Origin of the sequence: Microbaculum marinum (assembly GCF_037855135.1) — a bacterium.
Taxonomy (GTDB): Bacteria; Pseudomonadota; Alphaproteobacteria; order Rhizobiales; family Tepidamorphaceae; genus Microbaculum; species Microbaculum marinum.
Genome location: NZ_JAZHOF010000007.1, coordinates 248,078 through 269,894, shown reverse-complemented (window position 1 = coordinate 269,894; position 21,817 = coordinate 248,078). Strand labels below are relative to the sequence as shown.

21 protein-coding genes are annotated in these 21,817 nt (G+C 64.7%); 11 read left to right on the top strand and 10 right to left on the bottom strand.

Annotated elements, in window-relative coordinates; genetic code table 11:
* Positions 1 to 50 precede the first annotated feature (50 nt).
* The 4 genes from V3328_RS17960 to rpsF form a co-directional block, all read right to left on the bottom strand.
* Positions 51 to 1,307, bottom strand: coding sequence for a cyclopropane fatty acid synthase (locus tag V3328_RS17960; RefSeq protein ID WP_340331071.1), 1,257 nt, complete (start codon positions 1,305 to 1,307; stop codon positions 51 to 53).
* A gap of 125 nt (positions 1,308 to 1,432) precedes the next feature.
* Entirely contained in the window at positions 1,433 to 2,059 is a 627-nt protein-coding gene (gene rplI / locus V3328_RS17955; RefSeq protein WP_340331070.1) for a 50S ribosomal protein L9, read from the bottom strand.
* Between the two features lie 214 nt (positions 2,060 to 2,273).
* Complete coding sequence (gene rpsR, locus V3328_RS17950) at positions 2,274 to 2,528, bottom strand: 30S ribosomal protein S18 (protein WP_340331069.1); 255 nt, start codon at positions 2,526 to 2,528, stop codon at positions 2,274 to 2,276.
* Positions 2,528 to 2,995 carry a 30S ribosomal protein S6 gene (rpsF, locus tag V3328_RS17945; RefSeq protein WP_340331068.1) on the bottom strand — a complete coding sequence of 156 codons (468 nt, stop codon included), beginning with the start codon at positions 2,993 to 2,995 and terminating at the stop codon, positions 2,528 to 2,530. Before rpsF ends, rpsR begins: the two co-directional genes overlap by 1 nt.
* Before the next feature lie 352 nt (positions 2,996 to 3,347).
* Here rpsF and fabD point away from each other — a divergent pair, with 352 nt between their 5' ends.
* The 7 genes from fabD to gmk all read left to right on the top strand — a co-directional run bounded on the left by fabD (position 3,348) and on the right by gmk (position 9,890).
* Entirely contained in the window at positions 3,348 to 4,289 is a 942-nt protein-coding gene (fabD, locus tag V3328_RS17940; RefSeq protein ID WP_340331067.1) for an ACP S-malonyltransferase, read from the top strand.
* A 28-nt stretch (positions 4,290 to 4,317) separates the two neighbouring features.
* Entirely contained in the window at positions 4,318 to 5,055 is a 738-nt protein-coding gene (gene fabG, locus V3328_RS17935; protein ID WP_340331066.1) for a 3-oxoacyl-[acyl-carrier-protein] reductase, read from the top strand.
* Positions 5,056 to 5,279: 224 nt separating this feature from the next.
* Positions 5,280 to 5,516 carry an acyl carrier protein gene (locus V3328_RS17930; protein WP_340331065.1) on the top strand — a complete coding sequence of 79 codons (237 nt, stop codon included), beginning with the start codon at positions 5,280 to 5,282 and terminating at the stop codon, positions 5,514 to 5,516.
* Between the two features lie 81 nt (positions 5,517 to 5,597).
* The gene (gene fabF / locus V3328_RS17925; protein WP_340331064.1) at positions 5,598 to 6,863 is read left to right on the top strand and encodes a beta-ketoacyl-ACP synthase II; all 1,266 of its coding nucleotides are present in this window, start codon (positions 5,598 to 5,600) and stop codon (positions 6,861 to 6,863) included.
* Between the two features lie 130 nt (positions 6,864 to 6,993).
* Positions 6,994 to 8,214 (top strand): endolytic transglycosylase MltG, encoded by a 1,221-nt coding sequence (gene mltG / locus V3328_RS17920; RefSeq protein WP_340331063.1) that lies wholly within the window; start codon positions 6,994 to 6,996, stop codon positions 8,212 to 8,214.
* A gap of 106 nt (positions 8,215 to 8,320) precedes the next feature.
* The gene (locus V3328_RS17915; protein ID WP_340331062.1) at positions 8,321 to 9,208 is read left to right on the top strand and encodes a YicC/YloC family endoribonuclease; all 888 of its coding nucleotides are present in this window, start codon (positions 8,321 to 8,323) and stop codon (positions 9,206 to 9,208) included.
* 16 nt (positions 9,209 to 9,224) lie between these two features.
* Positions 9,225 to 9,890: a guanylate kinase gene (gmk, locus tag V3328_RS17910; protein WP_340331061.1), complete on the top strand. Its 666-nt coding sequence runs from the start codon at positions 9,225 to 9,227 to the stop codon at positions 9,888 to 9,890.
* Between the two features lies 1 nt (position 9,891).
* On the opposite strand, the gene rsmA is transcribed toward gmk, so the two are convergent.
* From rsmA to lptF, 6 genes are all read right to left on the bottom strand, one after another.
* Positions 9,892 to 10,749 carry a 16S rRNA (adenine(1518)-N(6)/adenine(1519)-N(6))-dimethyltransferase RsmA gene (gene rsmA / locus V3328_RS17905; protein ID WP_340331060.1) on the bottom strand — a complete coding sequence of 286 codons (858 nt, stop codon included), beginning with the start codon at positions 10,747 to 10,749 and terminating at the stop codon, positions 9,892 to 9,894.
* Positions 10,746 to 11,777: a 4-hydroxythreonine-4-phosphate dehydrogenase PdxA gene (gene pdxA / locus V3328_RS17900; protein WP_340331191.1), complete on the bottom strand. Its 1,032-nt coding sequence runs from the start codon at positions 11,775 to 11,777 to the stop codon at positions 10,746 to 10,748. Before pdxA ends, rsmA begins: the two co-directional genes overlap by 4 nt.
* Before the next feature lie 2 nt (positions 11,778 to 11,779).
* Complete coding sequence (locus V3328_RS17895; protein WP_340331059.1) at positions 11,780 to 12,745, bottom strand: SurA N-terminal domain-containing protein; 966 nt, start codon at positions 12,743 to 12,745, stop codon at positions 11,780 to 11,782.
* Between the two features lie 108 nt (positions 12,746 to 12,853).
* On the bottom strand, positions 12,854 to 15,334 hold the full coding sequence (locus tag V3328_RS17890; protein WP_340331058.1) for an LPS-assembly protein LptD: 2,481 nt from the start codon (positions 15,332 to 15,334) through the stop codon (positions 12,854 to 12,856).
* Positions 15,335 to 15,378: 44 nt separating this feature from the next.
* A complete protein-coding gene (gene lptG, locus V3328_RS17885; protein ID WP_340331057.1) occupies positions 15,379 to 16,452 on the bottom strand; it encodes an LPS export ABC transporter permease LptG in 1,074 nt (357 codons plus the stop codon).
* Positions 16,453 to 16,466: 14 nt separating this feature from the next.
* Entirely contained in the window at positions 16,467 to 17,696 is a 1,230-nt protein-coding gene (gene lptF / locus V3328_RS17880) for an LPS export ABC transporter permease LptF (RefSeq protein WP_340331056.1), read from the bottom strand.
* A gap of 230 nt (positions 17,697 to 17,926) precedes the next feature.
* On the opposite strand from lptF, the gene V3328_RS17875 reads away from it, so the two are divergent.
* The 4 genes from V3328_RS17875 (at position 17,927) to V3328_RS17860 (ending at position 21,800) form a co-directional block, all read left to right on the top strand.
* Positions 17,927 to 19,441 carry a leucyl aminopeptidase gene (locus V3328_RS17875; RefSeq protein WP_340331055.1) on the top strand — a complete coding sequence of 505 codons (1,515 nt, stop codon included), beginning with the start codon at positions 17,927 to 17,929 and terminating at the stop codon, positions 19,439 to 19,441.
* Between the two features lie 160 nt (positions 19,442 to 19,601).
* Positions 19,602 to 20,705, top strand: a complete 1,104-nt coding sequence (locus V3328_RS17870) for a sensor histidine kinase (protein ID WP_340331054.1) — start codon at positions 19,602 to 19,604, stop codon at positions 20,703 to 20,705.
* Between the two features lie 31 nt (positions 20,706 to 20,736).
* Positions 20,737 to 21,186: a DNA polymerase III subunit chi gene (locus V3328_RS17865; RefSeq protein WP_340331053.1), complete on the top strand. Its 450-nt coding sequence runs from the start codon at positions 20,737 to 20,739 to the stop codon at positions 21,184 to 21,186.
* Complete coding sequence (locus V3328_RS17860; RefSeq protein ID WP_340331052.1) at positions 21,183 to 21,800, top strand: class I SAM-dependent methyltransferase; 618 nt, start codon at positions 21,183 to 21,185, stop codon at positions 21,798 to 21,800. Before V3328_RS17865 ends, V3328_RS17860 begins: the two co-directional genes overlap by 4 nt.
* Positions 21,801 to 21,817 lie beyond the last annotated feature (17 nt).

The window sequence follows — 21,817 nt, the reverse complement described above, 5'->3', positions numbered from 1 at the left end:
TTCCTTCTAATCAACAGGCAGGCAACAGATGCGAAATCTGCCCTTGCTTTCTACTCCGCCGCCGCCTCCTGGCGGGGAATCAGATCGCCGTCGCGTTCGCGCAGCTTGTTTTCCGCTTCCTCGATGTAGGTGCGCGTGAGCGGCACGGTACGAAGCCTCTTCGTGATCTGGATCTGGAAGTTCATCATGCCCTGGTTGCGGAAGGAGATTTCCGAACCGGCGAGGTAGAACTCCCACATCCTGCAGAAGCGCTCGTCATAGAGCTCGGCTGCGCGGTCCCGGTTGGCCATGAACCGGCGGCGCCACTCCCGCAGCGTCTCCGCGTAGTGCAGGCGCAGGATCTCGATGTCCGTGATGAACAGGCCCGACTTCTCGATGACCGGAATGACTTCCGAGAGGGCAGGGATGTAGCCGCCCGGGAAGATGTATTTCTGGATCCAGGAATTGGTGTCGCCGGGCCGGCCGAACCGGCCGATGGAGTGCAGCACCATCACGCCGTCGTCGGTCAGCATCTCGCGACATTTCTCGAAGAACTCGCGATAGTGCCCGACGCCGACATGTTCGAACATTCCGACCGAGACGATACGGTCAAACTGCTCCTGGATCGCGCGGTAGTCCTGGAGGCGGAAGTCGACCCGGTCGCCCATCTGCTTGTCCGCCGCGCGGGATCTGCTGAGGGCGTGCTGTTCCTCGCTGAGGGTCACGCCGGTGACGGAAACGGGATTGGTCTCCGCGAGATACAGCCCGAGCCCGCCCCAGCCTGACCCGATGTCGAGGACCCTGTGCCCCTTCTCGAGCAGCATCTTGGCAGCCAGGTGCCGCTTCTTGGCGAGCTGCGCTTCTTCGAGCGTCGACGATTCGCTTTCGAAGTAGGCGCACGAGTACTGCCGGTCACCGTCGAGGAAGAGATCGTAGAGCGTCCCGTCCAGGTCGTAGTGGTGGGCGACGTTGTCCTTGGCCTTGCCGATCGGGTTGAACTGGCGGATGCGCCGGGTCGCGTAGCGGAGCCCCCTGATCGCCAGCACCCACCAGGGAAGGACTTTCCAGTCCTCCTCCTCGAGCACTATTGCGAGGAAGTCGTAGATCGTGCCCTGCTCGACGATGAAGGTGCCGTTCATGTACGCCTCGCCGAGCTTCAGCTCGGGATTGCGTAAGACGGCCCATTCGGTGGACTTGTCGGCGAACCGTACATGCACGGGTTCACCGGTCCCGTCGCCGAAGACGAGCTTGTTGCCGGCACTGTCGACAACGTGGAGGTCGCCAGATTTGACGACCTTGTTCAGGCAAGTACGAAGCAGGCTGCCCATGGCCCCCGACCAACTGCTATTCAGTTTGAAGGGTGCGATTAAAACATCAAGAAGCCATCCGATTCAATCGGTTGGGACGTATCGCAGCCGGGAAAATCGGACGTTTCCCGGCTGCGATACGAAAATCAGGCCTTGTCTTCGTCGTCTGCAACGTCTTCCGATTCGGCGACTTCATCGGCTTCTTCGGCGAGTTCCGCCTCTGCGCCTTCTTCGAAGAACTCCTCGGCCTCGACTTCGGCCTCCGCCTCTTCGTATTCGTCGGCATCGATCGTGACGTCTTCGCCGCGAGCCTGGCGCTCGGCTTCTTCCTGCGAGCGCGCCACGTTGATGGCGACGTTCACCTCGACTTCCGGATGAAGGCGGATCGGTACATCGACCAGGCCAAGCGTCTTGATCGGTGCGTTGAGCACGACCTGAGTCCGGGCGATGCTGAATCCGGCTTCGGTCAGCGCCTCGGCGATGTCGCGGGTGGATACCGAACCGTAGAGCTGGCCGCGTTCGCTGGCCTGACGGATCAGGATGACCGATTCGCCGTCAAGCTTGCTGCCGACCGCCTCGGCCTCCTTCTTCTGCTCCAGATTGCGGGCCTCCAGCTGGGCGCGCTGTTCCTCGAACAGATTGCGGTTTGCATCCGTGGCGCGCAGCGCCTTCTTCTGAGGCAGAAGAAAATTGCGGGCAAATCCGTCGCGTACGCGCACGACGTCGCCCATCTGGCCGAGCTTCTGAATGCGCTCGAGGAGAATGACTTCCATGGTGTGCTCCTTGCAGTCCCAAGCGATGAACCTGCCGAAGCGGGACGTGCAAGATCGCCGCTCCGCGTGATGTTTCTTGCGGAACGGGCGAAAGCTGTGGCCGGACTGGAGATCTGGTCATCGCTTCAGCTGTCCCGCCGTCTGGCGGTTAGGGCCGGCTACCGCTTCGGTGCCGGCCCAACCGGAACGCCGCGGCGCACGGCCGCGGCGGCAATCACTTCATGATGTAGGGCAGCAGGCCGAGGAACCGGGCGCGCTTGATCGCGCGGGCGAGTTCGCGCTGCTTCTTCTGCGAAACCGCCGTGATCCGGCTGGGGACGATCTTGCCCCGCTCGGAAATGTAGCGCTGCAGCAGCTTGACGTCCTTGTAGTCGATCTTCGGCGCGTCGGCACCGGAGAACGGGCACGTCTTGCGACGCCGATGGAACGGCCGACGCACGGGAAGCTGCGCGATGTTGGGTATCGACATCAGTTGTCTCCCTTGTCGTCGCTGGATTCGTCACGGCGCGGTCGCCGGTCGCGGTCGCCGCCCCGGTCTCCGCGATCGCCGCGATCACCTCGGTCGCCCCGATCCCGGTCGCCGAATCGGCCGCCCCGGTCGCCGCGACGGTCGTCGCGCCGCGTTAGGATGGCCGACTGGCCTTCCTCATGTTCTTCGACGCGGACCGTCATGAAGCGGAGGATGTCGTCGCTGATCCGCATCTGGCGTTCCATCTCCGTGACCGCGGTATGCGGCGCGTCGATGTTCATCAGCGAATAGTGGGCCTTGCGGTTCTTCTTGATCCGGAAGGAAAGGGGACGAACGCCCCAATACTCGGTCTTTGCGATCGTGCCGCCATTTTCCTCGATGACGGCCTTGTACTGCTCTGTCAGCGCCTCTACCTGCTGCGCCGACACGTCCTGGCGTGCCAGGAACACGTGCTCGTATAATGGCATTGATGCTCTGCCTTTCCGTTTCGACATCGATCGTCTTCAGCGCAAAGCCTCTTCGAAGCCTTTCGGGAAAGGCATTCGAAACAAGGTTCCGAGAGCGGAGACACGGGAAGCCGGGCAACGCGCCCTGCCGGTCGGGTGACGACCGGCCTTCCGTTCAGCCTCCAGCCGAAGGACGACCAGAACCGCGCTGATATACGCAAACCGGCCGAAAAGGCAAGCGCGGCGGAGGGCGCGCGAATCGTTTTCCGGTTGTGCCCCGGCGCATCACGGCTTGACACTTGTGCGATCAACGTGTCTGTGCGGGCCGCGATCCGGCGCCTGCGGGCCCGGCCGCATCATCAGAGCGAGGACCATGTCGACTGTATTCGTGTTTCCGGGTCAGGGCAGCCAGACTGTCGGAATGGGCAAGGCAATCGCCGAGGCCTATCCGGCTGCGCGCGCGGTATTCGACGAGGTCGACGAGGCGTTGGGCGAGAGGCTGTCGGCGATCATCTGGGAGGGTCCGGAGGACAGGCTGACGCTGACCGAAAATGCCCAGCCGGCCCTGATGGCCGTATCGATGGCTGTCGTCCGGGCTCTCGAGGGCGAGGGCGTCGGCGTGTCCGATGCCGCCAGCTACGTCGCCGGTCACTCGCTGGGCGAATATTCCGCGCTCGCCGCCGCTGGCGCACTCGGGCTGGCCGACACCGCACGACTGCTGCGCACGCGCGGCAAGGCGATGCAGGCCGCGGTTCCGGTCGGCGAGGGCGCCATGGCCGCGCTGCTCGGCCTCGACTACGACGTTGCCGTGGAAGTCGCCGCGGAAGCAGCCGAGGGCGAGGTCTGCCAGGCGGCGAACGACAACGCCGCCGGTCAGGTGGTGGTCTCCGGCGCAACCGCCGCCGTCAAGCGGGCCTGCGAGATAGCCACGACCAAGGGCGCCATGAAGGCGGTGCTGCTGCCGGTCAGCGCACCGTTCCACAGCGCCATGATGGCGCCTGCGGCCGACGTCATGAGGCAGGCACTCGCCGAGACCGAGATTTCGGCTCCGTCCGTGCCGCTCGTCGCCAACGTCGTCGCCGGACCCGTTACCGATCCGGACGAGATCCGCACGCGGCTGGTGGAGCAGGTGACGGGAACGGTACGCTGGCGCGAAAGCGTGTTGTGGATGGCTGCCCACGGCGTCACCGATCTCAAGGAAATCGGCGCCGGCAAGGTGCTGTCGGGGCTGACGCGGCGCATCGACCGCTCGGTCAAGGCATCGGCGATCGGCACGCCCGACGACATCGCGGCCTTCCTGGACGCTCGGTCCTAACCCCGAACATCAGCGAAGCGGGAGTCCCATGTTCGATCTGACGGGAAAATGCGCACTCGTAACCGGAGCCAGCGGCGGACTTGGTGGTGCGATCGCCGCGGCGTTGCACGCCCAGGGTGCAACGGTGGCTGTTTCCGGTACGCGCTCCGACGCGCTGGAGGCGCTCGCCTCCGGCCTCGGCGACCGCATTCACCCGCTCGTCTGCAACCTACAGGACGCTGCCTCCGTCGAGGCTCTGGCAGGCCAGGCCGAGGAGGCGATGGGCACGCTCGATATTCTTGTCAACAATGCCGGAATCACCCGCGACAATCTTTTCATGCGCATGAAGGACGAGGAGTGGGATACCGTCCTGCAGGTCAACCTGACGGCGGCGTTCCGCCTATCCCGCGCGGCGGTACGCGGGATGATGCGCAGGCGGTCGGGCCGCATCATCGGAATCACCTCGATCGTCGGCGTCACCGGCAATCCGGGGCAGGGCAACTATGCCGCCGCCAAGGCCGGCATGATCGGCATGTCCAAGGCGCTGGCCCAGGAAGTCGCCTCGCGCGGGATCACCGTGAACTGCGTTGCTCCGGGTTTCTTCGAGTCGCCGATGACCGATGCGCTGAACGAAAAGCAGCGCGAGACGATCCTCGGCAAGGTTCCTGCGGGGCGCCTCGGCATGGCGCCTGAAATCGGCTCGGCGGTGGTGTATCTGGCGAGCGACGAGGCGGCCTACGTGACCGGCCAGACCCTCCATGTGAACGGGGGAATGGCAATGATATGAAGACCTTCCGCCCACACCGGCGCAACGCGGGGCCGGTGCTGCGGGATTCTGGTCAATATCGGGAAAGTGTGTTACTAGCCGCGAGCCCAGGGTGTCGGCATGACGACCGGTTACCCGGACTGACAACGGATGCGGCATCCGAAGGAGGCTTTGTCCGCCTCGCGCCCTTCCCGACAGGCTGAACGGCACTAACGTGGACTACATTAACTATCGGGGATGACAGGATGAGCGACATTGCGGAACGGGTGAAGAAGATCGTGATCGAGCACCTCGGCGTGGAAGCCGACAAGGTGACCGAGAATGCGAGCTTCATAGATGATCTGGGCGCGGACAGCCTCGACACGGTCGAGCTGGTGATGGCCTTCGAGGAAGAGTTCGGTTGCGAGATCCCGGACGATGCCGCCGAAACCATTCTCACCGTCGGCGACGCGATCAAGTTTCTCGAAAAGAACGCGTCATAAGGCACGGTGGGCGCCTGCAGCAGTGATGCCGGCGCCCCGCCAGTCCAGCCAGTTGTCAACGAGCGAGCCGGAACCTCATTCATGAGGCGTGTTGTCATTACGGGCCTCGGCATGGTGACGCCGTTGGGCTCCGGTGTAGACTATAACTGGAGCCGGCTGCTTGCCGGGGAGAGCGGTGCGACGAGAGTCGAGGACTTCGACGTCTCCGACATCGCCTGCAAGATCGCGTGCCGGATTCCGCGCGGCGACGGGTCGAACGGGACCTACAATCCCGACGACTGGCTCGAGCCGAAGGAACAGCGCAAGGTCGACGATTTCATCATCTTCGCCATTGCCGCGGCCGATCAGGCGCTTCGGGACGCCAACTGGAAGCCGCAGGAATACGAAGACCAGATCCGCACGGGGGTCCTCGTCGGCTCCGGGATCGGCGGGCTTCAGGGCATCGAGCAGGGCGCCTTCCAGCTTGCCGAGAAGGGCGCGCGGCGGCTGAGCCCGTTCTTCATACCGGGCCGCCTGATCAACCTCGCCGCAGGCTATATTTCCATTCGGCACGGCCTCAAGGGCCCGAACCATGCGGTCGTGACGGCATGCTCGACGGGTGCCCACGCCATCGGCGACGCGTCGCGGATGATCGCCCTGGGCGACGCCGATGTCATGGTCGCCGGCGGCACCGAGGGCGGGGTGTGCCGGCTGGCGCTGGCCGGCTTTGCGTCCTGCCGGGCGCTGTCGACAAGTTTCAACGACGAGCCGACACGGGCTTCGCGCCCCTACGACCGCGACCGCGACGGGTTCGTCATGGGCGAGGGCGCCGGCGTCGTCGTGCTCGAGGACTACGAGCACGCCAAAGCGCGCGGCGCCAGGATCTACGCCGAAGTCATCGGCTACGGGATGTCGGGCGACGCCTACCACATCACTGCGCCGGCGCAGGATGGCGACGGCGCCTACCGCTGCATGCAGGCGGCGGTACGCCGGGCCGGGATCGACGTCTCCGAAATCGACTATGTCAACGCGCACGGCACGTCCACGCCGCTCGGCGACGAGATCGAGCTTGGCGCCGTGACCCGGCTGCTGGGCAACGCCGCCGGCCGGGTGTCGATGTCGTCCACCAAGTCGGCGATCGGGCACCTGCTGGGCGCCGCCGGTGCCGTCGAGACGATCTTCTCGGCGCTGGCGATACGCGACAACGTCGCACCGCCGACGCTGAATCTCGACAACCCCTCCGTCGAGACCGTGATCGACCTGGTCCCGCACGAGGCCCGCAAGCGGGAGATCAATACCGTTCTCTCCAACTCCTTCGGCTTCGGCGGAACTAACGCGTCGCTCATCCTGCGGCGCGAGGCGGCCTGATATTTTCCCGTGTCGGCGCCGGTCCGGCGATCCACGGTTTTGCCTCATTCGGCAATAGCATGGCGCCGGACGCACGGATGACGCTGAGATCTCGCGACTGCCGCGCAGTCGTGATCGGTGAGGGGGTATCGTGACCGACGATCATTTGGACGAGCCGGTAGGCGCCACCCGTCCTTCGCCGCGCAGCCCGCGCGAAGCCCTTCAGCCCGAGCCCGCGCCGGCGCCGCCGAGGGCCTCCAGGCGCGCTCGCAGCAAGCTCGTCGTCGCGTTGAGCGGCATATTCACCTTTCTCGTGCTGGTCTGCATCGGGGTCGGCGCGGTACTGGTCATCGGCAAGTACCAGTTCGAAAGTGCCGGTCCGCTGGAAACGGCCAGAAACGTCACCATCCCGCGCGGCCAGGGGCTGATGGCGATCGCCAAGCAGCTCGAGCGCGAGGGAATCATCGATCAGGCCTGGGTATTCCTGGGCGGCATCGTCATGAACAAGGCGCGCGACGACCTCAAGTACGGCGAGTACCTGATTCCCGAGCAGGCCAGCATGCACGAGGTGATGGACATCCTGGTGGAAGGCAAGGCGATCCTCTACCAGGTGACGATTCCCGAGGGCTACACCAGCGAGCAGATCGTCGCCCGGCTGCGCGCTGATCCGGTGCTGGTCGGGGAGATCGCCGAGGTGCCGGCGGAGGGAACGCTGCTTCCCGAGACCTACAGTTTCGACCGCGGGACCAGCCGATCCCAGATGATCGACCGGATGAGGCATGCCCAGGCACGCGTCCTGGAAGAGGTCTGGGAGCGGCGGGCGGATGACGTCCCGATCAGTTCGCCGGAAGAGCTGGTCACGCTGGCGTCCATCGTCGAGAAGGAAACCGGCCGGGCCGACGAGCGTCCCCGCGTGGCGGGCGTGTTCATCAACCGCATGAAGAAGGGGATGCGGCTGCAATCGGATCCCACGATCCTGTACGGCCTCTACGGCGGCAAGGCATTCTTCGAGCCGCGCACCCTGACGCGCAGCGAACTCGACGCTCCGAACGCCTACAACACCTATCAGATCGACGGGCTGCCCCCCACCCCGATCGCCAATCCGGGACGCGCGGCCATGGAAGCGGTGGCCAATCCCTCCCGCACCGAAGAGCTGTTCTTCGTGGCCGACGGCACCGGCGGCCATATCTTCGCGGCGAGCCTCGACGAACACAATCGCAACGTCGCCAAGTGGCGCGAGGTCGAGAAGCGTCGTCGCGAGCAGGCCGAACGGGAGGCGCAAGCCCAGGCCGAGGCCGAGGCCGAGACGGAAAGCCAGTCGCAGGGCGGCTCCGGCGGGGGATTGAAGGGACTGAACCTGAAGGTGGACTAGGCCGCCGAAGGCTTGTAAGCCTCGGCGCCCGCGGGCTAGATTTCGCCCGCGCCGACGGAGCGAGTCCGTCGAACGCTCCCGAAGCCCGTAAATCCGGATAATAACGATGACGTTTGCGAGTATGACCGGCTTCGCCCGCGTCGAGGGTGGTTTCGCCGATCGTGACTGGCATTGGGAAATCCGGAGCGTCAATGGCCGCGGGCTCGACGTCCGGCTGCGCCTGCCGTCGGGTTTCGAGCGCCTTGAGCCCCCTATCCGGGAGCGGGTGCAGAAGACACTGTCGCGGGGCTCGCTGACAATTGGCCTCCAGATGCGCCGATCGGAGACGAGCGGGGCGCTGCGGGTCAACGAAGCCGCGCTCGATGCTGTCATCAAGCTTTGCGACGAACTGACGTCGTCCGGCCGGGTTGCGCCACCGCGCGCCGACGGCCTGCTGGCGATCAAGGGCGTCATCGAGGTCGACGAGGAAACAGACGACGAAGCCAGCCGCGCAGCGCTCGATGCGGCGCTGCTGCAAAGCTTCGACGAGGCGCTTGGCAAGCTGGTCGACATGCGCAACAGCGAAGGTGGGAGGCTGAAGGCCATTCTCGACCTGCGGCTGGACGAAATCGAGACGCTGACGCGCCGTGCCGACGCCAACCCGTCCCGCTCGCCCGCCGCAATCGGCAAGAGGCTGGGCGAACAGGTTGCGCAGCTCATGGACGCCGCTCCCGCACTCGATTCCCAACGCCTGCATCAGGAGGCTGTTCTGCTGGCCACGAAGGCCGACATCCGCGAGGAACTCGACCGTCTGTCCGCCCACGTCACCGGAGCCCGCGAGTTGCTGAACGGCAAGGGCGCCGTCGGTCGAAAGCTCGAGTTCCTGACGCAGGAGTTCAACCGGGAGGCCAACACGCTCTGCTCGAAATCGAACGATGTCGAACTGACCAGGATCGGCCTCGAACTCAAGTCGGTCGTCGACCAGATGCGCGAGCAGGTCCAGAATGTCGAGTGAAGGACGTGGCCCAGACATGGCGGATGAGGCGCTCAAGCGGCGCGGAATGATCCTCATCCTGTCGTCCCCGTCGGGGGCTGGGAAAACGTCGATCTCCCGAGCGGTGCTGCAGGAAGAAAACGAACAGGACGCTGGCAGCATCCATCTGTCCGTATCGGTCACGACGCGCAAGCGCCGTTCCAGCGAGGTCGAAGGCGTCCACTACAAGTTCCTGTCGCCGCGTCAGTTCGAGTCGCTCCGTGACCACGAGGACCTGCTCGAATGGGCGGAAGTCCACGGCAACTACTACGGCACGCCGCGCGAGCCGGTGGAAGCCGCGCTCGCCCAGGGGCAGGACGTGCTGTTCGATATCGACTGGCAGGGCACGCGCCAGGTGCTCGAGAAGATGCGTGCGGATGTCGTGGCCGTCTTCATCCTGCCGCCTTCTGCCGCCGAGCAGCGCACCCGGCTCGAACGCCGCGCCGAGGACGACGGCGCCGTCATCAAGCGACGCCTGGCGAACGCGCGCGACGAGATCGGGCATTGGGAGGAATACGACTACGTGCTGGTCAATCGTGACCTGAACGACAGCGTAGCCAAGGTCCGCGCCATCCTCCACGCCGAGCGGTGCCGCCGCGTGCGGCTCGTCGATCTGCCCGAGTTCATCGAGGTCCTGGACCGGGATCTCGCCGGTCAGCCCTGATCTATCCTGCAATTCGCGCGGCGCGCGCAAGGTCCAGAAATCCCTCGACCGGCACGTCTTCCGCCCGTCGGGTCGGATCGATCCCGGCGGCCGCGAGCAGTTGCTCCGGCATCGCCGTGAAGCCCTTCAGGCTGGACCGCAGCATCTTGCGGCGCTGGCCGAAGGCCGCGGCCGTGAGTCGTTCGAGCGTCCTGAACTCGACGCCAGCCGGCATCTCGGTCGGAACGATCTGCACGACGCTCGATGTGACCTTGGGGGGCGGGGTAAATGCCCGCCGATCCACGTCGAACAGTATCTTCGGCCGTGCCCGCCACTGCGACAGGATCGACAGACGGCCGTATGCCTTCGACCCGTGTGGGGCCACGATGCGTTCGGCGACCTCGCGCTGGAACATCAGGGTCAGCGAATCCCACCAGGGCGGCCAGTCCGGGCCTCCCAGCCATCCGACCAGCAGCAGCGTGGATACGTTGTACGGGAGGTTGGCGACGATCCGGGCCGGGCGGCCGACCATGGAGCCGATGTCCAGCCTGGTGGCATCCTCCTCGACGATGTCGAGCCTGCCGGGGAAGGCCTCGGCGAGTTCGCCGAGGGCGGCGATACAGCGCCTGTCCTTTTCGATCGCCAGGACGCGGCCCGCGCCTTCGATCAGCAGCGCCCGTGTCAGTCCGCCGGGGCCCGGGCCGACCTCGACGATATCCGCGCCCTTGAGCGGCGCGGCCGCGCGGGCGATCCGGCGCGTCAGGTTGAGGTCGAGCAGGAAGTTCTGGCCGAGCGCCTTGCGGGCAGCGAGGTCGTAGCGTCGGATGACGTCGCGCAAGGGCGGCAGTTCTGGCGGGACGGACGCCCCTGCGCCCGTCATGGAACCCGCGAAAGACGGTCGGCCATCCTGAGGGCGGCAATCAGGCTGGAGGGGGACGCACGACCGGTTCCCGCCAGCGGCAGCGCGGTACCGTGGTCGGGAGAGGTGCGCACGATCGGCAATCCGAGCGTCACGTTGACGGCAGTCTCGAAGGCGATCGTCTTGATCGGGATCAGCGCCTGGTCGTGATACATGGCGATGACGGCATCGTAGCCCGACCGCGCGGTATCGTGAAACAAGGTGTCGGCGGGATGGGGCCCGGTCGCTGCAACTCCCGCCTCGCGCAGCTGCAGGACGGCAGGCGCGACGATGTCCCGGTCTTCCAGGCCGATACGCGCGCCTTCGCCGGCATGCGGATTGAGCCCGGTCACCGCCAGCCGGGGCGTCTCGATTCCGAATCTTGCCGTGAGTTCGCGGGCGACGATCATCGCCGTCTCCACAATCATCCCGGTGGTCAGAAGGCGCGGGACGTCGGCAAGCGGCACGTGGATCGTGACGGGGACCACACGCAACTCCTCGGACGCAATCATCATCACCGGCCGCGCGGTCAATCCGTGCCGGGTGACTAGGTCCCCGAGAAATTCGGTGTGCCCGGGAAAGGAGAATCCCGAGTCGTACAGCGTTTCCTTCTGGACCGGACTTGTCATGACGGCTCGGCCGGCGCCCGACACCACTTCATCCACGGCCCGTTCGATGGACTCGAGCACCGCCGGCGCGTCGTCACGCGATGGTGCCCCGGCGCGGCCCGAGCGTACAGGGTTATCGAGTGCGAGTACGGGTAGGGCGGAGGGAAATGTCGCCGCCGCCTCCGGCGCATCGGAGATCACCCTGACCGGCACGTCGAGACCGGCGGTCTTGAACCGGCTGCTCAGGAAGGCGGGGTCGGCGAGGCAATAGAAGGGCGCGATGCCGTCCTGCAAGCGCCTCTGCCACGCCTGGCCTGCGAGTTCCGGCCCTATGCCGGCCGGTTCGCCCATCGTCACCGCCAGCGGCGCCATCGAGTCGGCCGCCGCCTTCGCGGAGGTCACGCTCAACGGTATTCTACGACGGCGCTCTGCTTGAGATCGATCAGCAGCCGGCGCGACAGGCGTTCGCCCTGTTCGTTCATCAGTTCGGCCTGCACCTGCTTGCGGGCTGCCGAGTCGTCCTTGATCTCGACACGGTCGCAGACGCCGAGCATCTCGATGGCCGAAGGCGTTTCGTTGGGTGCGGAAATACCGTTGACCTGCACATCGGCGAGGCTTTCCGAAACCAGCGGACCGAGATCGGACAGATTGCGCCGGACGATGTCCTTCACCACCACGTCGCGGTAGTTCTTGGCGAGTTGCAGCGCAGTGTCGCAGCCGGAGTACTGGTTACGATAGGCGCTGGCATCGGCCTTGCGCTGCCGGATATAGTCCGCCGAGCTGTTCTGCGGGATGATGAATATGATCTGCTGGATGGCGAGCTCTTCCGTCGTCGTCGGCATTTCCTCGCCCTTGCGGGCCAGTGCCGTCTCGATGTCGCGATCGCGGATGTTGACCGAGCTGTTGAAGCGGGCGCGCACCACGTCGCGCCAGGAGAGGTCGGCCTCCAGACGCTTCTTCAGCGTCGCCGGGTTGACGCCGATCTGCTGCAGCGCCTGGGAGAACTGCGCGGGCGGCAGCTTGACGCGCGTCGCAATCACCCCGAAGGCGTCGTCGACCTGGGCCGCCGTGACGGTGACGCCCATCCGGTTGGCTTCCTGAAGCTTGAGCTTCTCGTCGATCAGTTCGTCGATCGCCCTCTGGCGCACGTTGCCGCCGGCCGCGCCGCCGCTCGTGGCGGTGATCAGTTTCGATCTCTGGGAAATGTCGTACTCGGTGATCGGATCGTCGTTCACCAGGATCTCGATCGAAGACGCAAGCGCGACGCCGCCCGAGGCGATGGTCGCGCACGCCGCCAGGACGGCAATAGCTGCTCCGGCGAACGCATTCGCCAGGCGGGAATTCGTGAATGGTCCGGTTGATTTGGTCATCCGGTGCTTTCCGTACATGGAGAAGGGGTGCCTATACAATATGGCAGGCGAATGGCGCAATCGGCCCGACGGCGACGCAATCGCATTTGCACCCGACCGACGGCCGGCTCAGTTGGTGTCGCCTTCGGATATCGACTGCCGGAAGGTGCCTTCGGTCAGCGTCCGCAGCGAGAACTTGAACATGATCCGCTCGTCGGGAAGCGTGTCCTGATCACGCTGGTACTGACGCTCGTAGGCAATTCCGATCGAGATGCATTCGTTCTCGTAGCCGAAGCCGAACGAATTCGAGATCCACTGCGGCGACTCCGCCTGAGCGAAGGTATTCTTCGATACGCCCGAAAGCTCGTAGCGGCCGCCGCCCCAGACGCTCCAGTTCTCGTCCAGGCGGAGTTTCGCCTGACCCTGGATCTCCTCGCGGTTCTCGTCGATTCCCTGTTGGGGGTCGGCTGCGATGTTGGAATATATCACGGCCGTGCGGACCGGGCCGTAACCGCCCGAGACCTCGAAGTCGTACCGTCTCGGATCGAAGTCGTCCTCGTCGAGACGGATCCGGTTGACGATCTGCAGCGACGAAATCGGCGAGAAGTAGAGCGCTGCGACGTAATCGGAACGATCGGTTTCCAGACCCGATCCCAGCGGGAACGGATTGTTCCCCGCGAGTTGGTAGGACTGTCCGAACAGTCCGCCGACCTGAATGCCGCTCGTCGTCTGCATGCTGTAGCGCACCCCGACATTCGCGCGGGTGCCGCCTTCCATCAGGTCGTAGCCGGAGAACTTGTCCAGGTCGAACAGGTTGGTGTCGTCGAACACGAGGCTCAGGGCGTCGTTGTTCGGAATCTCGTAATTGTCCTGCGCGTCCGGACGGGCCACGACCTGCGCGATCGGTTCGATGATCTGGTAGCCCCAGTCGTCGGATATCAGGATCGGATAGCGGTACTCGACGCCGAGCGCGGCCATTCCGCGGACGATGTTGTTGGTGTCGCCCGGCAGGAACTGGTCGATGATCGGCTTCGAGGACAGGCCGTCGTCGAACAGGGGGTCGTCGACCGAGATCGAATACAGGTCGCCGCGCACAGACGCGAAGGGCGTGAACACCTGCCCGATGCTGTCGGTGATCGTGCGGTCCCAGCGGATCTCGGAAATGAGCCGGTTGCTCGTGCCCGGCGTGCCGATCAGGTCGCAGGCCTGGGGCGAAAGAAGGTCCAGCGTGTTCGAATTGGGACCCTTGGCCAGAACGTTCGCGGCCCTGAACGGGCAGAACAGCGGATTGAGCATGTTCTTGCCCGGCTTGTCCGGATTGGGGATCTTCTTGGAAGCGAACGGATAGAGCGGCAGGAACTCTGGGTCGTCCCGGGTCAGGCTCAGGACGTTCGCGTCGAAGGAGAGGCGTCCGCCGAGGATGGATTCCCCGAAAATGTAGTTGTAGTCCACAACCGGATGAACGAACGGCTGCACGCCGTCGTTGTTGGTGCGCGACTCCTTGAACACCTGGTAGTGGATGGTGCGGGCATCGAACCAGTTCCGGGCGCTCTGGCCGGTCAGGTACAGCTGATCGCGTACCTCGTTGGCGTCGGTCAGATCGTAGGTCCGCAGGAAGATGTCGTCCGACTGCAGCGTCCCGGTCCAGCCCCATTTCCAGAAGTCGTTGATCTGGAACTCGCCGGCGGACTGGACCGCGCCGCGGAAATCCTGGTGATTGTCCGACGTGATCGGGAACTGGCCCGGATCGAGCTGATAGATGCCAGCGCCGCGAACGTAGTAGCCGCCCCTCTCGAAGCGCTGGCGCCACTCGAACGAGCCCAGCGGGCCCTGCAGCGTATAGGTCGTGACCGAGACGGTGAGGTCGTAATCGGGGGCGAGGGCGAAATAGTACGGGATATCGGCCGCATAACCGAGATCGGCGTCGTACACGAAGCTCGGACGAAGGAAGCCGGACTGCTGCTTCACGGTCGGATCGGGATGGCTGAAGAACGGCAGGTACGCGATCGGCATCCCGAAGAACTCGAACGAGGCGTCCTCGTAGTAGACGGTCTGTTCCTCTTGGTTGTGGATGATCCGCTTCGCCTTGATCTGCCATACCGGTGGCTTCTCGGGCTGCTCCTCGCAGGGCTCGCAGGCCGTGTAGACGCCCGAATTGAACACCGTGACGTTGTCGTCGAACCGCTCCGCCGATGCCGCGGCGAAGCGCGTCTCGTCGGTCGTGACCAGGGTCAGTTCCTGCACGAAGCCGTCGCGGAAATCGTCGGTCAGTTCTGTGGTCTCGGCATAGATCACGTTGCCGTCGGGCTGGGTGATCTTGACGTGCCCGCGGGCGAACACCTTGCCGGTGTTCTGGTCGTATTCCACCCGGTCGGACTCGATCGTGTAGCCCTTGTAGTAGATGTCGACGGCGCCCTCGGCCGACACGACGTTCCTGTCGAAATCGTAGATCAGTTCGTCCGCCTCGAGCACCATGCGGGCGTCCGGGTCGTCGGAGACGATCTGGTCGAAGGCGGAGGATGTCGGCATCTGCGCCAGGGCCGGGGCAGGGAGGAACGCGACCGCGAGTCCCGTGATCGCGGCCAGTGTGGCTACACCGATGCCCGGCATCGTGCGGCGAATCCGATCGCAGTGAGTCTGATCGGCAGCCATCACTAGCCGTCTTCCTGATACAACAGCACAGTCGATCCCAGCAGCGTCGCTACAAGTGGCGGAGTCCACGCAGCAGCAAACGGCGTCACCGCTCCCGCGGTGCCGAAATCCCCTACCAGTTTGGACACGACATAAAGCACGAACCCCGCGACCACGCCACCTAGAATCATCCGTCCGATATTGCCGAAACGGAACACTCTAAGCGAGACCGTGGCAGCAATCAGGACCATCGCGCAGAGGAGTAAAGGTCTCGCTAAGAGCGTCTGGTATTGCAGTTTATACTGAATCGCCGGTAACCCGGCCCGCTGGGCGATCTCGATCTGCTCGGGGAGATCCCAGAACGAGATCGTCTCCGCCGACGCCAGGCGCTCGGCCACCTGCGATTTGCTCAGATAGGTGCTGAGCAGGTAGGACTGGTGGAACTGCGGAGGCATGCCCGGCTGGATCAGCCAGCCGTTGGTCAGCCGCCAGTTGCCGTTCTCGAGCCTGGCGGAGCGTGCCTCGAAGCGCTCCCGGAACTCTCCGTTCCCGTCGAACATGATCGCCGTCACCGAGCGCAGGCGCTGGCCGTCTCCGGACGCGGCGTTGGCGTGCAGAACCGACGGACCGTCGACGCCGTCCTGACGCAGCCAGATCGACTGCCCGGCAAAGCCGAACGGTGTCGAGTAGGAGCCGAACGCCTCCGCGAACAACGCCTCGTGGCGGGCCTTGAAGTCGGCCGCCAGAGGGTTGTAGAGGGTCGTCGCGGCTATACCGACCAGCAGGGCGATGATCAGGGCGGGGGCGCAGAACTGCCACACCGACATGCCGACGGAGCGCGCCACCACCAGTTCCAGGCTCTTGGTCAGCATCAGGAACGTCATCATCGCCGCAAACAGCACGGCGAACGGCAATACCAGCTCCGTCAATGACGGCAGCCGATAGAACGACAGAAGCAGAACGGTGCCGATCCCCACGTCGTGATTGCCCGCCCGGCGCAGGTTCTCCACCGAATCGATCAGGAAGATCAGCGCGATGCAGGTTCCGAACACCGCCGCGAGGTTCAGCAGGAACCGCTTCGACAGATAGACGGTCATGGTCCGGTCGACGCTCATCGCGCCGTCCCCCAGCCCGACCGCCCCAATCGACGCATGGTCGCCTCGAACAGCGCCTCGAGGCGCTCGCGCGTGTGCCGGGGGTGAAGCGTTTCGATGCTGACCTGTGGCACCGGGATCGCGTCCATGATGCGCGCCATGCGGCGGCCCTGGCCGAAGGCGATCCACGCCGACCCGACGATGCCGACCACGGGGGTCAGGTACATGAGGCCGACGGCCCAGGACTCTCGCGCCGCAATGTTGCTGGCGCTGAAGCCGATCGTACGCAGCACGCCGACGGCCACGATCGCCAGCAGGATCGAGTTTCCGCGCCCGGTCCGGTTGGTGCGCGGGTAACCGAGCGTTGCCAGCGAAATGAACACGAAGGACAGCGGATACAGAATGCTTGAGAGGCGCTCGTGGACTTCCGACCGGAACTTGCCGGGGAACTGCTTGAAGTAGGGGTCCTCGGGATCGGGGTTGAGCAGTTCGCTCATCCGCATCTCGCGGGGCCTGTACTCGACAGTGCCGTCTCCGACCGTGAGGTTGGACAGGTCGAATATGTAACGGTCGAACCTGATGACGGTGATCTCCTCCGGGCTGCCCTCCTGCTGATGCATGCTGCCGGCGTTCATGACCAGATAGGCGCTGTCGCCCGTGCGAATGATTCGGCCCTCTTCCGCCAGATAGGTCATGATCTGTTCGGGATCGCGGGCATCGTGAACGAGCAGGCCTAGGAGCGTGCCGTCCGCAGCGCGGTCGCGAATGTGGAATGTCAGGTTGTCCTCGACCGTGGTGAACAGGCCTTCCACGACGATGTAGGTCAGCACGTCGGCGCGGATCTGCGCGATCGTGTTGCGCAGGGTCCGTGCGCTTTCCGGCATCACGTAGAGACTGATCCCGGCAGTCAGCAGGGTGACGATCAGTCCAAGCACCACGAAGGGCTTGTAGACCAGCCAGGGCGACGACCCGGCCGCATTGATCACGACCAGCTCGCTGTCGGCGTTGATCCGGTTGAGAGTGTAGAGGCAGGCGATGAACAGGCCGACCGGAGCGATGACCATGACCAGGGCGGGCAATGCCAGCACCGTCATGTACATGAACAGCCAGAGGGTCTGGCCCTGCGTGGTGAGCAGGTCGATTTCCTTGAGGGCCTGCGTGACCCAGACAACGCCTGTCAGCACCAGCAGCGAGATCACGAAGGCGCCGGCGGCAATGCGGAAAATGTATCGACCTATCAGGTTCATCCGCTTCCGTTACGCACTCGACAATGACAATCCGGCCGGCGCCGCTCGCGGAACCGGATAATTCGACTTGATGGCGAGAATTGGCCGCTGCCCGGGCAGCCAGTGCCATCTCCGATTGAGCCGCCCCCTCGCGCCGGCCCCATTGATGGTGTATTTGGGGACACGCTGTCGATCAAGTGATTGTAACATCTCGTAACAGATTTGAACCCCCAGTCGAGGCACAAATCCGCATGTCCGAACTGCCCAAGATCACCTTCCAGAAGCTTGCCGAACCGAAAAAGGGCGTGGCCGTGCTGCTGGCTGGCGCCGGCCTTGCCTTGGGCCCCACCGGCCGCGCGCTGGACGAGGCCTCCTCGGGCGCGATCTCCCGTGCCGCCAGGGCGGCAGAGTTTACCGGCAAGCCGAAATCCTCGCTCGATCTCTATGCCCCGGCGGGCCTCGACCTGGACCGCGTCATCGTGATCGGCGTCGGCGATGCCGCGGCGATGAGTAGTCAGGACTGGTTCCTGCTGGGCGGATCGGTCTCGGGAAAGCTGTCGAACAACATCGCCACGGCGACAGTGGTGCTGGAACTCGATGCAGGCGATCTCCCGGATGCTGCGGCCGCCGCCGAATTCGCGGCCGGCGCCAAGCTCGCGGCCTACAAGTTCGACCGGTACAAGACGAAGAAGAAGGATGACGAAAAGCCGGACGCGCCGCCGCGCCGCCTGGTGATCGCAGTGGCGGATCACACTGCCGCCAGGAAGGCCTTCTCGGATCTCGATGCGATCACGGACGGGACGCTGCTCGCCCGCGATCTGGTCAACGAGCCGGCCAACGTGCTCGGACCGGAGGAGTTCGCCGCCCGGGCGAAGGAGCTCGAAAAACTGGATGTCGACGTCAAGATCCTGGCCGAAAAGGACATGCAGAAACTCGGCATGAATGCGCTGCTGGCGGTGGGGCAGGGCAGTGAGCGGCCGAGCCGCCTCGTGATCATGCGCTGGAACGGGCTGGGCAAGTCGTCGAAGAAGAAGCCGGTCGTCTTCGTCGGCAAGGGCGTCGTATTCGATACCGGCGGCATCTCGATAAAGCCCGCCGCCGGCATGGAGGACATGAAGGGCGACATGGGCGGTGCAGCCTGCGTCACCGGGTTGATGCACGCGCTCGCGGCCCGGAAGGCGAAGGTCAATGCCGTCGGCGTCATCGGTCTTGTCGAGAACATGCCCGACGGCAGGGCCCAGCGGCCCGGCGACATCGTCACCTCCATGTCCGGCCAGACCATCGAGGTCATCAATACCGACGCGGAGGGCAGGCTCGTGCTGTGCGACGCACTGACCTACGTCCAGCAGAAGTTCAAGCCAGCCTTCATCGTCGATCTCGCGACGCTGACGGGCGCGATCATCGTCGCGCTGGGCAATCACTATGCCGGGATGTTCTCCAACGATGACGAACTGGCGAACCGGCTGTCTGCGGCCGGCCAGGAGACCGGGGAGAAGGTCTGGCGCATGCCGCTCGGCAAGGAATACGACAAGCTGATCGATTCCAAGTTCGCCGACATGAAGAACGTCGGCGGACGCTGGGGCGGTGCGATCACCGCCGCGCAGTTCCTCAAGCGCTTCGTCGAGGACGACGTGCCGTGGGCGCATCTGGATGTCGCCGGTACGGCGATGGGTTCGCCCAGCTCCGAAGTGAATAAGAGCTGGGGGTCGGGCTTCGGCGTGCGGCTTCTCGACCGGCTGGTTGCGGAGCACTACGAGGGCCGATAGCGAATGGCGGGTTGCCCGTGTGCGGTCCGGTTTTCAATAGCGCGCCGCTCGGAAACCGCCTCGACGTGGGCTTCTCGCACGGCTGCACGAAACAGGCTGTCGGGTCCGTAGGCGGACGACGGCGTTACAGGATTCGAAAGAGGAAATCGATCGAAGGCAGATGGAAGCTGAACCGCACCCGCAACAACGTGACCGTCTACGGGCGCTGTATTCCTACGAAGTTCTCGACACGGCTCGCGAAAAGGACTTCGACGACATTGCACAACTGGCCGCCCGGATCTGTGGTACCCCCATCGCTGTGGTCAACCTGATCGATGCGGAGCGCCAGTGGTTCAAGGCGGAAACCGGACTAGGCGTCCGTGAAACGCCGCTGGCAACGTCGATCTGTTCGCATGTGATTCTCGAGGACGACTTCGTCGAGATCCGGGATACCCTGGAAGACCGGAGAATGGTCGCCAATCCGCTGTGCTGCGGTGATCCGGGATTGCGCTTCTACGCCGGAGCGTTGCTCAAGACCGATGCCGGACTGCCGATCGGAACGCTGTGCGTCCTCGACTATGACCCGCGGGAACTGACGGAGCTGCAGCGCGATACGATTCGCATTCTCGCGCGCCAGGTCATGGCGCAACTGGAAATGCGCAAGGCTCTGCGGGCATCAAAAGTGCTGCGCCAGGAAGTGGACCATCGGGTCAAGAATTCCTTGCAGTCCCTTTCGGCCTTTGTCCGGATCCAGGGCAGGTACTCCGAAACGGAGGAAGCCAGATCGGCGCTGTCGACGGTGCAGAACAGGATCGAAGCCGTGGCGACCCTCCATGAGCAGTTGTATCGCGCAGATGCGGGGCCGTTGATCGACGTCAGCCAATATATCGGCAACCTGCAGAGCTACTTCACAGGCTACGCGCCTCCGAACGTTTCCGTGCAGGTCGCTTCGGATTCGGCCGCGATAAGCTCGCAGCAGGCTGCCGCCCTCGGCACGCTGATCAACGAGTTCGTCGCGAATTCCATCAAGCACGCTTTCCCGGATGGCCGACCCGGACAGATCTCCATCTCGCTGGAGCGGGAAGACGACGGCGACATCCGGGTCGTGTGCGCCGATGACGGAGTGGGGCTGCCGAAGGGCATCGGCTCGAAGTCCGGCGGGCTCGGGATGAAGGTCGCCGAGGTGCTCTGTGCCGAGCTGGGAGGTGATTTGACGATCGATCCGTCACCCACCGGACTCGTGATCTCGTTTCGCTTCACGCCGCAAGGCGTAGCGACCGTTTAATCATCGACGGGCTCGAGCCGGCGCATTCGCGATGACCGAAGTCCTCTTCTACCATCTCGAACGCCGCCCCCTGGAGGCGGTCTTGCCGACGCTCCTGGAAAAGTGCCTGGAAAGGGACTGGAAGGTCGTCGTCCAGGGCGGATCCGAAGAGCGCCTGCAGTCGGTCGACGCTCACCTGTGGACCTATCGCGACGATTCTTTCCTGCCGCACGGCTCCACGGGCGACGGCGATGCCGAATTGCAGCCGATCTACCTGACGACCGGCCCCGACAATCCCAACGGTGCCGCGGTCCGGTTCCTCATCGACGGTGCCGAGCCGCCCGACCTGATCGACTATCAAAGGGCGATCTTCATTTTCGACGGCCGTGACGAGACTGCCGTCGGCCAGGCCCGCAACCACTGGAAGACGGCGAGGGCGGCGGGCCACACCGTGACGTACTGGCAGCAGAACGAAGCCGGCCGGTGGGAGCAGAAGGCTTGAGCACCGGCCGCGGCGGTGGCCGCCTCGCGTGGTTCGACGAGCTCTACCGGGACGCCGGAGAGGACGCCGGCAACGTGCCGTGGTCACGGTCCGGGCCGCATCCCGGCCTCGCGCACTGGGCGGCATCGGCGCCCGAACATGGCGGCAGCGCGATCGACGTCGGCTGCGGTCTCGGCGACAACGCGGAGTACCTGGCCGAGCTCGGCTACGAAACGACGGCATTCGATCTGTCGGAGACGGCGATCGCCTGGGCGCGGCGGCGCTTCCCCAGGTCACCGGTGGCGTATGCCGTCGCCGATCTCTTCGATCTGCCGACAGCCTGGATTGGGGCGTTTCACTTCGTCGACGAGATCTACACGCTTCAGGCATTGCCTGAAGATATGCGCCAGAACGCATTGGCCAACATAGCAAAACTCGCTGCGCCGGGAGGCCGGATCCTGGTCGTCTGCATCGCCAGCGACGATGCAGGCAGGACGGACGGGCCGCCCTGGCCGCTGGCGCGGTCGGAGATCGACGGGTTCCTCCGCCACGGCTTCGGGACCGAATCGTTTCAGGACCTCGTCCTGGGGGAAAACGACCGTCGACACTTCGTGGCGACGTATCGCCGGCTCTGACGGACGGCACGCCCGCC

Coding starts and splice junctions, on each gene's coding strand:
- fabF (WP_340331064.1), top strand. CDS start 5,598: ATGAGGCGTGTTGTCATTACGGGCCTCGGCATGGTGACGCCGTTGGGC.
- V3328_RS17865 (WP_340331053.1), top strand. CDS start 20,737: ATGACCGAAGTCCTCTTCTACCATCTCGAACGCCGCCCCCTGGAGGCG.
- lptF (WP_340331056.1), bottom strand. CDS start 17,696: ATGAACCTGATAGGTCGATACATTTTCCGCATTGCCGCCGGCGCCTTC.
- fabG (WP_340331066.1), top strand. CDS start 4,318: ATGTTCGATCTGACGGGAAAATGCGCACTCGTAACCGGAGCCAGCGGC.
- fabD (WP_340331067.1), top strand. CDS start 3,348: ATGTCGACTGTATTCGTGTTTCCGGGTCAGGGCAGCCAGACTGTCGGA.
- rpsF (WP_340331068.1), bottom strand. CDS start 2,995: ATGCCATTATACGAGCACGTGTTCCTGGCACGCCAGGACGTGTCGGCG.
- V3328_RS17930 (WP_340331065.1), top strand. CDS start 5,280: ATGAGCGACATTGCGGAACGGGTGAAGAAGATCGTGATCGAGCACCTC.
- V3328_RS17895 (WP_340331059.1), bottom strand. CDS start 12,745: ATGACCAAATCAACCGGACCATTCACGAATTCCCGCCTGGCGAATGCG.
- rpsR (WP_340331069.1), bottom strand. CDS start 2,528: ATGTCGATACCCAACATCGCGCAGCTTCCCGTGCGTCGGCCGTTCCAT.
- rplI (WP_340331070.1), bottom strand. CDS start 2,059: ATGGAAGTCATTCTCCTCGAGCGCATTCAGAAGCTCGGCCAGATGGGC.
- rsmA (WP_340331060.1), bottom strand. CDS start 10,749: ATGACGGGCGCAGGGGCGTCCGTCCCGCCAGAACTGCCGCCCTTGCGC.
- V3328_RS17890 (WP_340331058.1), bottom strand. CDS start 15,334: ATGCCGGGCATCGGTGTAGCCACACTGGCCGCGATCACGGGACTCGCG.
- V3328_RS17915 (WP_340331062.1), top strand. CDS start 8,321: ATGACGTTTGCGAGTATGACCGGCTTCGCCCGCGTCGAGGGTGGTTTC.
- V3328_RS17960 (WP_340331071.1), bottom strand. CDS start 1,307: ATGGGCAGCCTGCTTCGTACTTGCCTGAACAAGGTCGTCAAATCTGGC.
- lptG (WP_340331057.1), bottom strand. CDS start 16,452: ATGACCGTCTATCTGTCGAAGCGGTTCCTGCTGAACCTCGCGGCGGTG.
- V3328_RS17870 (WP_340331054.1), top strand. CDS start 19,602: ATGGAAGCTGAACCGCACCCGCAACAACGTGACCGTCTACGGGCGCTG.
- V3328_RS17875 (WP_340331055.1), top strand. CDS start 17,927: ATGTCCGAACTGCCCAAGATCACCTTCCAGAAGCTTGCCGAACCGAAA.
- gmk (WP_340331061.1), top strand. CDS start 9,225: ATGGCGGATGAGGCGCTCAAGCGGCGCGGAATGATCCTCATCCTGTCG.